The 10,991-nt window shown below is 46.9% G+C and carries 10 protein-coding genes; 5 read left to right on the top strand and 5 right to left on the bottom strand.

All coding sequences use genetic code 11. The features are described 5' to 3' along the window. Positions 1 to 1,279 (top strand): alpha-L-rhamnosidase C-terminal domain-containing protein (locus A1D16_RS15620; protein WP_290711166.1); only part of this gene is annotated, 1,279 nt, incomplete at its 5' end. Here the strand turns inward: A1D16_RS15620 and A1D16_RS15615 are convergent. After that, a complete protein-coding gene (locus tag A1D16_RS15615) occupies positions 1,273 to 2,265 on the bottom strand; it encodes a helix-turn-helix domain-containing protein (protein ID WP_290711164.1) in 993 nt (330 codons plus the stop codon). The genes A1D16_RS15620 and A1D16_RS15615 overlap by 7 nt on opposite strands. Positions 2,266 to 2,383: 118 nt before the next feature. On the opposite strand from A1D16_RS15615, the gene A1D16_RS15610 reads away from it, so the two are divergent. Further along, on the top strand, positions 2,384 to 2,794 hold the full coding sequence (locus A1D16_RS15610; protein WP_290711162.1) for a VOC family protein: 411 nt from the start codon (positions 2,384 to 2,386) through the stop codon (positions 2,792 to 2,794). Positions 2,795 to 2,805: 11 nt separating this feature from the next. Here A1D16_RS15610 and A1D16_RS15605 read toward each other — a convergent pair whose 3' ends face one another. Next, positions 2,806 to 3,390, bottom strand: a complete 585-nt coding sequence (locus A1D16_RS15605) for an alpha-ketoglutarate-dependent dioxygenase AlkB (RefSeq protein WP_290711160.1) — start codon at positions 3,388 to 3,390, stop codon at positions 2,806 to 2,808. 3 nt (positions 3,391 to 3,393) lie between these two features. After that, on the bottom strand, positions 3,394 to 4,977 hold the full coding sequence (locus A1D16_RS15600; RefSeq protein ID WP_290711158.1) for a D-aminoacylase: 1,584 nt from the start codon (positions 4,975 to 4,977) through the stop codon (positions 3,394 to 3,396). A gap of 190 nt (positions 4,978 to 5,167) precedes the next feature. Here A1D16_RS15600 and A1D16_RS15595 point away from each other — a divergent pair, with 190 nt between their 5' ends. Beyond that, a complete protein-coding gene (locus A1D16_RS15595; protein WP_290711156.1) occupies positions 5,168 to 5,503 on the top strand; it encodes an L-rhamnose mutarotase in 336 nt (111 codons plus the stop codon). Between the two features lie 39 nt (positions 5,504 to 5,542). On the opposite strand, the gene xseB is transcribed toward A1D16_RS15595, so the two are convergent. Both xseB and xseA read right to left on the bottom strand, forming a co-directional pair. Then, positions 5,543 to 5,737, bottom strand: a complete 195-nt coding sequence (xseB, locus tag A1D16_RS15590; RefSeq protein WP_290711154.1) for an exodeoxyribonuclease VII small subunit — start codon at positions 5,735 to 5,737, stop codon at positions 5,543 to 5,545. Next, the gene (xseA, locus tag A1D16_RS15585; RefSeq protein ID WP_290711152.1) at positions 5,715 to 7,106 is read right to left on the bottom strand and encodes an exodeoxyribonuclease VII large subunit; all 1,392 of its coding nucleotides are present in this window, start codon (positions 7,104 to 7,106) and stop codon (positions 5,715 to 5,717) included. The genes xseB and xseA overlap by 23 nt, the downstream gene beginning before the upstream one ends. A gap of 162 nt (positions 7,107 to 7,268) precedes the next feature. Between xseA and A1D16_RS15580 the strand changes: the two genes are divergently transcribed. Then, positions 7,269 to 8,831, top strand: coding sequence for an alpha-L-arabinofuranosidase C-terminal domain-containing protein (locus A1D16_RS15580; RefSeq protein ID WP_290711150.1), 1,563 nt, complete (start codon positions 7,269 to 7,271; stop codon positions 8,829 to 8,831). Between the two features lie 10 nt (positions 8,832 to 8,841). Continuing rightward, positions 8,842 to 10,812 (top strand): alpha-L-arabinofuranosidase C-terminal domain-containing protein, encoded by a 1,971-nt coding sequence (locus A1D16_RS15575; RefSeq protein ID WP_290711148.1) that lies wholly within the window; start codon positions 8,842 to 8,844, stop codon positions 10,810 to 10,812. Positions 10,813 to 10,991: the final 179 nt, after the last annotated feature.

The raw sequence follows: 10,991 nt of genomic DNA, 5'->3' as shown, positions 1-10,991 counted from the left end.
GCTTTGTATGAGTGATATGTTTTTTGATTCACCCATGCACCAGGAACCCAATGCCTGTACAGGAGATTATTATATAGAAGCACTGAATGCGTATTATGCTTTTGGCGATGCCTGGTTAACCCGCCAGAATATTATCCAAACAGCGCAGCAACTGAGAAAAAATGATTCCCGGATGTTTCATACCAGTTATTCTCTGATCTGGATTCAAATGGTACAGCAATATATTATGTATACCGGAGATGCGGGGGTTCTGCCAGAAATTTTACCCGTGGCAGATGAATTAGCGGATCTTTTTAATACATATCTCAACAAAGAATACCTTGTTGCAAATGCGCCGAATTATATGTTTATGGACTGGATTAAAATAGACCGGTTCAGTGCGCATCATCCCCCGGCGATGATTGGTACCGGTTACATGACTGCATTTTATTACAAGGCACTCCGGGAGCTGGCCTGGCTCCATAGCTGGGCGGGTAAAAAGGGCATCAACTATGCCTCGGCCACTAAAGCAAGCCGCTATACAAAACTGGCAGACAATATCCGCAATGGAATTGAAAAAAACTTATGGGATCCGGCCAAAGGTTTGTACCGCGATGGTATCGCCGGTATGAGTACCAGTTCTCCGTCTTTCTGGTTGCCTGCAGATACTGCAATTGAAACCCATAGTGCACATTTTAATACCCTGGTTGTTTTATACGACATTGCCCCAAAAGAACGACAGGCCGATTTGCTGCACTATGTTGTTACGCAGGAAAGCTATGAGTTACAGCCCTATTTTATGTCGTACGTATTGGCAGCTTTTACACAGCTTGGAAAAACAACTGAAGGTTTGCTGCAGGTAAACAGGTGGATAAATGGCATCGATACCAGTACCTATACCCTGAAAGAAAACTGGCAGGATGTAAGCGCAACGGGTTACCGCGGTGATTACAGTCATGCCTGGGGTGGTGCTGCTTTATGGTTTTGCTCGCGCAATTTATTAGGGGTGAGTTCCTATACCCCGGGTTACCAACAAATTGCCCTGCACCCGTACGACGGGGCAACCATCACCTGGGCAAAAGGCACAGTGCCGGTGGGCAATAATGAAGTAGTAGAGGTAGATTGGAAAAAGGAGCCGGCAAAATTATGGTGGAAATACAAGTTGCCGCTTCATCGAACAGCTATTGTATTGCTGCCGGAAAGCTGGCGGACTAAAAAAATCCGGGTCAATGGAAAGCCGGTAAAGTATCAGCCGAGGCTTACCCTGGCAACCAACACTATTCTTCTGGAAGTTCAGTAAGCTGTGTCGGCAGTTGCCAGTTGTTTATTGTATTTATTACGATAAGCAACAGGGTTGAGGCCCGTTATCTTTTTAAAAAGCGAACGAAAAGCCTTGGTATCGGTATATCCTACATCATACATTACTTCATTTATATTTTTTCGGGTAGCTTCAAAACTACGTTTAGCTGCTTCTACCTTTACCCGTTGAATATATTCTGCCACTGTATTGTTGGTAGCATTCCTGAATCGTCTTTCCAGGCTTCTCCGGCTAATGGCTACCAACTCAGCCAGTTCATCCACCGATAGTTTTTCTGTATACATTTTCTCAATATGCGCCTGCACTTTTTTTACTTCTTCATCAGTGTGGTCTTTTTGTCCATTAAATATGGCAAAAACAGACTGGCTGTTTCTGTCAATATCGATGGCAAAATACTTGGAAGCAAGGATTGCGATTTCCCGGTTTGTGTATTTCTCCAATAAATACAGCAAAAGATTCCAGTAAGAGTTGGCGCCTCCACTCGAATAAATACCCAGCTCTTCTGTAATTATATGTCCATCCATTATGGTAATAGCAGGGTATCGCTCGCGGAATTCCTGGTAAAAAGCCCAATGGGTAGAACATTTTTTTCCATCCAGCAGTCCTGTTTCCGCTAATATGAATGCACCCAAACAAAGCGAGGCAATTTCTGCACCTTTTCCAAACTGTTCAACCAACCAGGGAAAATACGCCTGGTTAGCGGCAATAGAAGGGGCCAGCGGGCTGCTAATAGCGGGTATGATAATAAGGTCTGTTTTTTCCACTTCTCCGATCAAAGCATCGGCCTGGATGGAATATACACCGCCCAGCAGGCTGGTTTGTTTTTTCAGTCCAACCAGTTGCACGTTGAACAAAGGCGTATGACCGGCAGCTTCCAGGAATTGATTGGCCGTGGTAAACAGGTACCGGGGGTCGGCAACAGCTTCCATTACGGCCCCTTCAGGAACAAGGATAGAGATCGATTTCATCCCTTAAAAATACACCAAAACGCTGACGGAAACTACCCGCTAATCAGTCGCATTCGGCAATGGCTGCTTTGCCGGTAAATGTTGACTTTTACAGCAAATGATTTCCTTAATGCACCAGATGATAACCTATCTAAGCTTTAATGGCAATTGCAGGCAGGCTATGCAGTTTTACCAGGACTGCCTGGGCGGAGAGCTGGTTTGGCAAACCATCGGTGAAACACCTGTTGCAAAAAAACTGCCGCTGGCGCTCCGGGACTATATTCTGAATGCCAGCCTCATGAAAGACGACTGGATTTTAATGGGCACTGATATGGTGGCAGATGAAGGCTTGATACGGGGTAATACAGTCTCGATCCTGCTCGAATGCCATTCAGAGGAAGAAATGCGCCGCTGCTTTACTAACCTGGTCCGGAACGGGCAATGTACCCAGGCAATTGAACGTACCTATTGGGGCGCCTTATTTGGCGGATTAACTGATCAATACGGTAATCAATGGTTGCTCAAGTATGCAGCTTACGATACAGACTAGGATTGGGTTGATTAACTGCTGATAATTTTTCGAAACGTCAGGTTGATCCTGCCTCCCATTGTCCTGGTACGTTTGGGAAGAGCATGTTCCCAATAATGCTGGGTACTGCCGCTCATAAGTAGTAAACTGCCATGGGTAAGCAAGAGGGCTCTTTTGATGGTTTTATCAGAGTAATACCGGAATTGAAACTCCCTGCTTTCTCCGAAAGATACAGATGCAATGATTGGATATTCCCCCAATTCTTTTTCATTATCGCGGTGCCAGCCCATACTATCCTGCTGGTTGCGGTAATAATTCAGTAAAGCACTTGTAAACCTGATCCCCGCAATGGCTTCAACACTGTTTTTGATTTGCAGCAAAACAGGCGACCAGGCATCCGGTACCATAGTAATGCCGGAATAGGAATAGGCTTTATTTTCATCGCCGTACCAGGCGGTAAGGCGAGGTTGCATAATTTCTTTTCCAAAGAGTTTGATGGGTTCCTGTTTCCAGTTTACCTGCTTTTGCAACTCGATAAAAAAAGCATCGCTGGCAGTTTTGGAAAAAAAATCAGGATAATAATAGGCTTCTCCGTTGATGGGTAATATGTTTTGCATTGGTTAGTTTCCTTTACGCAGCACTTTGCCTGGTCTGGCACCGGTATGTTTCCCTTTTTCCAAAACCAGCGCACCGTTTACTATAATATACTCAAAGCCGGTAGAAAACTGGTGTGGGTTTAAAAAACTGGCTTTATCTGAAACAAGGGCCGGATCAAATACCACTATATCTGCTGCTTTCCCTTCTATTAACAAACCACGCGAAGGAAGGTTAAATTTTTGGGCAGCCAGCGATGTCATACGCCGGATGGCTTCTTCCAGGCTTACTATAGTTTCTTCCCGAACATATTTGCCCAATACGCGGGCATTGCTTCCATAACCCCGCGGATGTGGCATGCCGGTTCCGTCGGAAACGCCTGCATCCGCGCCTACCATACTTTGCGGATAGGCCATAAAATAGCGGATATCCGCTTCATCCATGCTATGGTAAATCATTTGGGCACCTCCCGCATTTATCAGGTCCAACACTGTTTTGATTTCTTCTTCCGGGTGCTTTTTCCGCCCTTTCAGTAAGTTAATAGCGGTAATGGATAACCCATTAAAGCTGCTGTCGGCCTCATGGCGGGCAACCACCGCATAACTGTAATCCGGGTACTGATTTTTTGTCAGGGTTTGCAGCATTTCCCGTTCGATATCCGTTTTAACCCGGGGGTCTGCTAAACGCTTACGAATAGAATCCAGTCCGCCCGATTGCGCCCAATCGGGCAATTGGGTATTGAGATTGGTGCTGCTGGCGGTATAAGGATATTGATCGATGGTTACATCCAGCCCCTCGGCTCTTGCCTTGGTAATAGAAGCCAGTGTTTCAGCAGACCTGCCCCAGTTGGCCCGCCCTGCTACTTTAAAATGCGAGATTTGTACCGGCAGTTTTGCCTGTCTGCCTATTTCAAGAGCTTCTTCTATTGCTTCCGCTACCCGTCCGCCTTCATTTCGGATATGCGAAGCATATACGCCTCCCTGGGCAGCTGTTACCTTGGCAAGACTAACCACTTCCGAAGTTTTGGCATACATACCAGGCAGGTAAATAAGTCCGGTAGAAAGCCCCAGGGCGCCGTCGTCCAGGGCCTTCTGCAGTAGGCTGTCCATTTTATGCTGATGTTGGGCCGTAACAGGTATGTTTTCAAGACCGATGGCCTGTCTGCGGATGGTATTATGACCCGCCAGGGAGGCAATATTAATAGAGGTTTTGGCACTGTCGAGCTGGCGGAAAAAAACCTGCAGGTCCTCGGAGGCGGAACCGCAGTTGCCGGTAATAATTGTTGTAACCCCGTCATAGATGAAATTATCGGCCGTTGGCCTGCGGAAAATGCTGCCTTCAATATGGCCATGCACATCTATAAACCCTGGCGCAATTACCTGTTTATTGACATTGATGATTTTTTTTGCTGTTTTATTGGTCAGCTTCCCTATGGCTGCAATCTTTCCATTCTTAACGGCCACATCACCGTAAAACCAGGCATTCCCGGTTCCGTTAATAATTTTACCGTTCAATAGTAACAGATCGTAGTCAGCGGTGCCTGGTGAACTGCAGCAGAAAAATAGGCTTAGGGAAAGCATGCAGGAGATAGCTGTTTTTCGGTTATACATTGCGGTAGATTGATTCAAAATTTACTGTTTTTTCAGCAAATCGCCGGCCGGCATCAATCCGGGCTGCGGCCAGGTTTTTTAGCGCTGTCATAATTGCCCCACCGGGCACGAAAAAGGATAAAAATAAGGTAGTAAAAAACTGCTGTTACAATAGTTTATTGATGCAAATTAGCAGCTAACTCTTAGTACTATGAATCGTTATTGCCTTGCGCTTGATTTAAAAGATGATCCCGCATTAATTGCCCGGTACGAAGCCTACCACCAGGCGGTATGGCCCGAAATACTGGATTCCATCCGGGATGCAGGTATTCTTGATATGCAGATTTACCGAACAGGTAACCGGCTCTTTATGATAATGGAAGTGAGCGATGCCTTTGATGCCGCGGCCAAAGCTGCGGCAGATGCTGCCAGTCCGAAAGTACAGGAATGGGAGACACTGATGGATACCTTTCAACAGCGGCTTCCCTGGGCTGCACCCGGCCAGAAATGGGTGCCTATGGACCTGATTTTTTCACTCCTGCACTAAGCCGGTGTTTCAACGGTCGGATGCCTGCCGACCGGTGAGTTAATCCTGGTTTTTGATGATTTTGTTTACTTCTGTTTCGGCAGATTTGAGTTTGGACTGGCAGAACTCCACCAGTTGGGTTGCCCGTTTCACTTTAAGGGCCAGTTCATCAACCGAAATTGTTTCATTTTCCAGGGCAGCTACTATTTCCTGTAGTTCTGCATACGCTGTTTCATACGTTGAAGGGATCTCCATAATAGGGTGTTTTTTGTTTAACCAGCGCATCAATCTGAGTGCCGGCTAAAAGGATTTGAAGTTGGTCGTTTTCTTTTATTGCGGAAGCATCTGCCATTGGTTGCCCATTCAGTTTGATAAGAGCAAAGCCCCTGGCCAGTATTTTTTCGGGAGAAGCCAGCCGGAATAAGCGAAGCAGGTGCTCCAGGTCTTTTTCGCGGGTTTTCAGCAATTGCCGGGTATGGCCGATAAGCTGTGCATGGGCCAGTTGTAATACCAATCGATGATTATCGAAATATACCGCTGGTTGCCTTCTTAGCTGCCGAACGGCCTCTGCCAGCGCCTGTTGTTGCTGAAACAGTCGGTCTTTGGTACGAGTGCTGATACTTAATCTGGCTTCCTGCAAGCCGGCAGCCTGGTCCGATAAAACCTGTTTAGCCAGTTGCTTAACTGTTTGGTGTGCCTGTTGAAGCCGGATGTCAAAAGAACGGTTCCGTTCAATGATAAATTCTGCCACTTTCGTGGGTGTTTTGAAGGAACTATGTGCAACCAGGTCGGTAATGGTTTCGTTTTTCTGGTGCCCGATACCCGTAAATACCGGGAAGGGGCAGCAGGCAACGGCTGCGGCTACTTCGAACTGATCAAAAATCAGTAAATCCGTGGCGGCTCCGCCTCCTCGTATAAGGATAACCGCGTCAAAATCTTTTTCTTCCGCCGAAGCCCTGGCTTCAATGGCAGAAAATACGGTGGCCAGTTCGCCGGCATTATTTTCTCCCTGCACCGTGGCATAAAAGGGATGGATATCAAACTGGTAGCCAAAGGCATTGTTTTGCAAACTGTGCAGAAAATCTTCATACCCGGCAGCCGTCCGCGAACTGACCACCGCTATCCGCTGCACTACCTCGCCCAGAAAAAGTTCCTGGTTAAAGGTTTGCAGCCTTCCCTCCTGCTCGCGGATATAATCGGGGTACTCCTGTAAAAGCGCCCGGATAGTAGCCTGTTTCTTCTGTTCAAGCAAGCCCAGGGTAAACCGGGCATCAATGTCGAGCAAGGTTAATTTTAACCCATATACCGGATGGTAATCAACTGAAACCTGTACAAGTACCTGCAGGTCATTCCCAAATACCTGGCCGGTTTCCCGTTCAAATGCTTTGATCCTTGCAGCCCCTTCGCGCCAGGCAACACCCGCCAGTTTGGCCACTATACTGCCCCGGTTGCGGTGGTTTTTTTCGGTTGTTTCCACCAGGTCAAAATAATGAAAGCCCCGCTGGGAATAATAACTGTGATTACTGATATCAGCCATTACCCAGAACTGTTGCGCTACAAACTGATCCTGCAGGGTAAGCTGTATGAGTTCACATAAATGAGATAATCGCATGGGTGCCATCATGCCGCAAAGATACAGCAGCAGAAAAGCAGTTCAACCAGGTATTTGTAAACAAAAGGCAGCTTTTAATCCTTGTTTCCACTGTGAAAGTTTATTCAATAAGAATTTTATTGGTGGCCTTTGTTTAAAAGTGTATATTGTACATTTAATAAATAATTGATTGCCATGTCTATTTTTTTTAAAGGGGAAACCAGGCGATTGCTGCTGGCATCGTCTTTTCTTTTTGCCAGCTGTTTACTGCAGGCGCAACCGATAGCTATTCAACTGAAACCATCTGAAACCGCGCCTGTCATCAATAAACATATTTACGGACATTTTGCAGAACACCTGGGTACCTGCATTTATGGCGGTTTTTATGTGGGAGAAAAATCGACCCTGGTTCCGCATACCGCTGGCGTACGGAATGATGTGATCAATGCCCTGAAAAAATTAAAAATACCCAACCTGCGATGGCCTGGCGGCTGTTTTGCAGATACCTATCATTGGAAAGACGGGGTAGGCCCAAAAGAAAAACGGCCTACCATTGTAAACCAGTGGTGGGGCGGCGTTACAGAAGATAACAGTTTCGGTACCCACGATTTTTTGAACCTCTGTGAAGCCATAGGAGCAGAGCCTTACCTGGCTGGTAACGTAGGAAGTGGTACTGTGCAGGAATTAGCCGACTGGGTACAATATGTAAATTTTGGCGGTATAAGCCCCATGAGCAACTGGAGAAAAGAAAACGGTCGGGAAAAACCCTGGGCTGTTCGCTATTGGGGAGTAGGTAATGAAGCCTGGGGATGCGGAGGTAATATGACCCCCGAATACTATGCCAACGAATACCGGAAATATGCCACGTTCATGGCCGACTGGAACAATACCAATAAAATTTTCCGGATTGCATCAGGCGCCAATTCCGGCGACCTGAACTGGACAGAAGTGCTGATGAAAAATATCCCCTTACATATGCTGGAAGGAATTGCCCTGCATCATTACGCAGTAGTAAACTGGGATAAAAAAGGATCCTCCCTGGTTTTTACCGAAGACGATTACGCTGTAAATATGCGGGTGACCCTTAAAATGGAAGAATTGATCCAGCAGCACAGTAAAATCATGGATAAATACGATCCCCAGAAAAAAATAGCCTTGGTGGTTGATGAATGGGGCGCCTGGTACGATCCCCTTCCGGGCACCAACCCTGGTTTTCTGCAGCAACAGAATACGCTGCGCGATGCCATGGTAGCAGGGGTAACACTCAATATTTTCAATAACCACGCCGACAGGGTTCGGATGGCTAACCTGGCACAGACCATCAATGTACTGCAGGCGGTTATTCTTACCGATAAAGAAAAAATTCTCCTTACACCTACGTTTCATGTAATGGAAATGTACAATGTGCACCAGGATGCGCGGTTAATTCCGGTTCAATTCAATTCGCCTAAGTTCACGAGGGGAACTGAGAGCCTGGATGCCATCTCTGTTTCTGCTTCGGTTGATAAAAACGGGAAAACGCATATTTCGGTGGTGAACATTGATCCCACCCAAAAACATAGCCTGCAACTCGAAATCGGAGCAGGCAAAAAAACGGTAAGCGGGCGAATCCTTACATCAGCCCGGTTGCAGGATCATAACAGCTTTGAACAACCGGAAAAAATTAAACCGCAATTGTTTAAAGATGCCAGGCTAAACGGAAATCAGCTAACTGTGCAGGTACCACCTGCCGCAGTGCTTGTATTAGAATTGCAATAAATGATTGTCAATGCGGAAATTTATTTGTTTGGCTGCCCTGCTGGCCGTAACCGGCTTGCAGGCACAGAAGCAGCAAGCGCTAAGAATTGATCTTACGGCAAAGGGTGCCCAGGTTTCGCCTACCATGTGGGGGGTGTTTTTTGAGGATATTAACCTGGGTGCAGATGGAGGTATTTATGCCGAGCTAATCAAAAACCGTTCCTTCGAATTTTACCAACCACTCATGGGGTGGAAAACCCTGGGCAATGCCCGGAAAGAAGGAAGTTTCCTGGTTATTAACCGGGGTTTGGCTGCTGAAAAAAACCCGCGCTTTCTTAGGGTACAGGTTAACAATGCCCAAGCCGGCGACCTGGGACTGGAGAATGAAGGATTCCGCGGAATGGGTCTGAAAGAAAACCTTGCCTACGATTTTTCCTGCAACTACCGGTTAGATGGAAAAGCTGTAACGCTGAAACTGGAATTACTGAATGAACAGGACCAGGTAATCGGCAGCTCCAGCCTGTTGCTACCCGCATCTGCCAACTGGAAAAAAATTGAAAGCAGCCTCATGAGTAGTGCTACCGTTCAAAAAGGAAAAATACGGATAGGCATTGTAGGAGAGGGACAACTGGACCTGGATATGATATCCTTGTTTCCCACAGATACCTGGAAAGGAAGAAAGGGTGGGCTACGAGCCGATATGGTGCAGCTACTGGCCGATTTAAAACCTGGTTTTGTTCGTTTTCCCGGTGGTTGTATTGTGGAGGGGCACGAATTAAGTACCCGCTATCAATGGAAAAAAACCGTTGGTCCGCTTGAAGAACGGCAAGTAATAATTAACAGGTGGAATACGGAATTTTCACATCGGCCGGCTCCCGATTATTTCCAATCATTTGGGCTCGGCTTTTTCGAATACTTCCAATTGGCCGAAGATATTGGTGCAGCTCCCCTGCCCATCCTGAACTGCGGAATGGCTTGCCAGTTCAATACGGCTGAACTGGCTCCCCTGGAGCAATTGGATGAATATATCCAGGATGCCCTGGACCTGATAGAATTTGCGAACGGCGATGCCTCTACGCAATGGGGTAAACTCCGGGTTCGTATGGGGCACCCAGCCCCCTTTAACCTAAAGTATTTGGGTGTAGGAAATGAGAACTGGGGGCCCCAGTATGTAGAAAGGCTCCAATTATTCACTAAAGCCCTGAAGGCTAAACATCCTGAAATTGAACTCATCAGCAGTGCGGGTCCCTTCTCAAGTGGCGAATTATTTGATTACCTGAACAAAGCACTGCGCGCCATGCCGGCCGACCTGATTGATGAACATTATTACCGCAAACCCGAATGGTTTTTTCAGAATGCCCGCCGTTATGACAACTATGATCGCAAGGGCCCGAAAATCTTTGCCGGTGAATATGCTTCTCATGTAGAAGGAAACCTCGAAGCAGATAAACGGAATAACTGGCTGGCAGCGCTTTCAGAGGCCGCCTTTATGACGGGGTTAGAACGGAACGCGGATATAGTTCGGATGGCTTCTTATGCTCCTTTATTTGCGCATGTTGAAGGATGGCAATGGAACCCGGACCTGATCTGGGTAAATAACCTGCAAGCAGTAGGGTCGCCCAGTTATTATGTACAAAAACTCTTTTCAACCAACCGCGGAACCCATACAGTTGTAGCACAGCTGGGTGGGCAGCCAGTTGCGGGTAAAGACAGTCTCTATGTTTCAGCTGTTTGGGATGAAACGAGCAAAGAACTGATCCTTAAAATGGTGAATGCCGGCCCAAGCGCGGTTAAACTTCCACTTCAGGTAAACGCAAAACTGCAGCCTGGCGGTACCATAGAGGTAGCTACGATCCAATCAGCCTCCCTTACGGCTAATAATAGCCTGGAGCATCCTGATCTGATCAGCCCGGTATGGTCGAAACTGGCCATTCCAAAAAAGGGAATGAATGCACTGCTGCCTCCACAAAGTCTGGTGGTATGGAGAATTCCCGTGAAATAACCCTATTTTACCAGTCAAAATTTAGAACAAGTCATATGAAATGGATGAAACTCTTTGCAGCAGGGGCACTTGCCATTGGCGGGGCTGCCTGCAATAATGAATCAAAGGACGCTGAACCCCAGGTAGCGGCTCCTGTAGCAGGTATTTCAAAACAAGCCTGGGGACAGGGAAACGGTCAG

This window comes from Flavihumibacter sp. CACIAM 22H1 (assembly GCF_001601815.1).
Classification (GTDB): domain Bacteria; phylum Bacteroidota; class Bacteroidia; order Chitinophagales; family Chitinophagaceae; genus Flavihumibacter.
The sequence above is the reverse complement of the archived record's forward strand: the minus strand, read 5'-3'. Positions and strand labels throughout refer to the sequence as shown.

What these genes read in the sequence shown, in the direction of transcription:
- A1D16_RS15595 (WP_290711156.1), top strand. Translation starts at nt 5,168, where the DNA reads ATGAATCGTTATTGCCTTGCGCTTGATTTAAAAGATGATCCCGCATTA.
- A1D16_RS15600 (WP_290711158.1), bottom strand. Translation starts at nt 4,977, where the DNA reads ATGTATAACCGAAAAACAGCTATCTCCTGCATGCTTTCCCTAAGCCTA.
- A1D16_RS15580 (WP_290711150.1), top strand. Translation starts at nt 7,269, where the DNA reads ATGTCTATTTTTTTTAAAGGGGAAACCAGGCGATTGCTGCTGGCATCG.
- xseB (WP_290711154.1), bottom strand. Translation starts at nt 5,737, where the DNA reads ATGGAGATCCCTTCAACGTATGAAACAGCGTATGCAGAACTACAGGAA.
- xseA (WP_290711152.1), bottom strand. Translation starts at nt 7,106, where the DNA reads ATGATGGCACCCATGCGATTATCTCATTTATGTGAACTCATACAGCTT.
- A1D16_RS15615 (WP_290711164.1), bottom strand. Translation starts at nt 2,265, where the DNA reads ATGAAATCGATCTCTATCCTTGTTCCTGAAGGGGCCGTAATGGAAGCT.
- A1D16_RS15610 (WP_290711162.1), top strand. Translation starts at nt 2,384, where the DNA reads ATGATAACCTATCTAAGCTTTAATGGCAATTGCAGGCAGGCTATGCAG.
- A1D16_RS15605 (WP_290711160.1), bottom strand. Translation starts at nt 3,390, where the DNA reads ATGCAAAACATATTACCCATCAACGGAGAAGCCTATTATTATCCTGAT.
- A1D16_RS15575 (WP_290711148.1), top strand. Translation starts at nt 8,842, where the DNA reads ATGCGGAAATTTATTTGTTTGGCTGCCCTGCTGGCCGTAACCGGCTTG.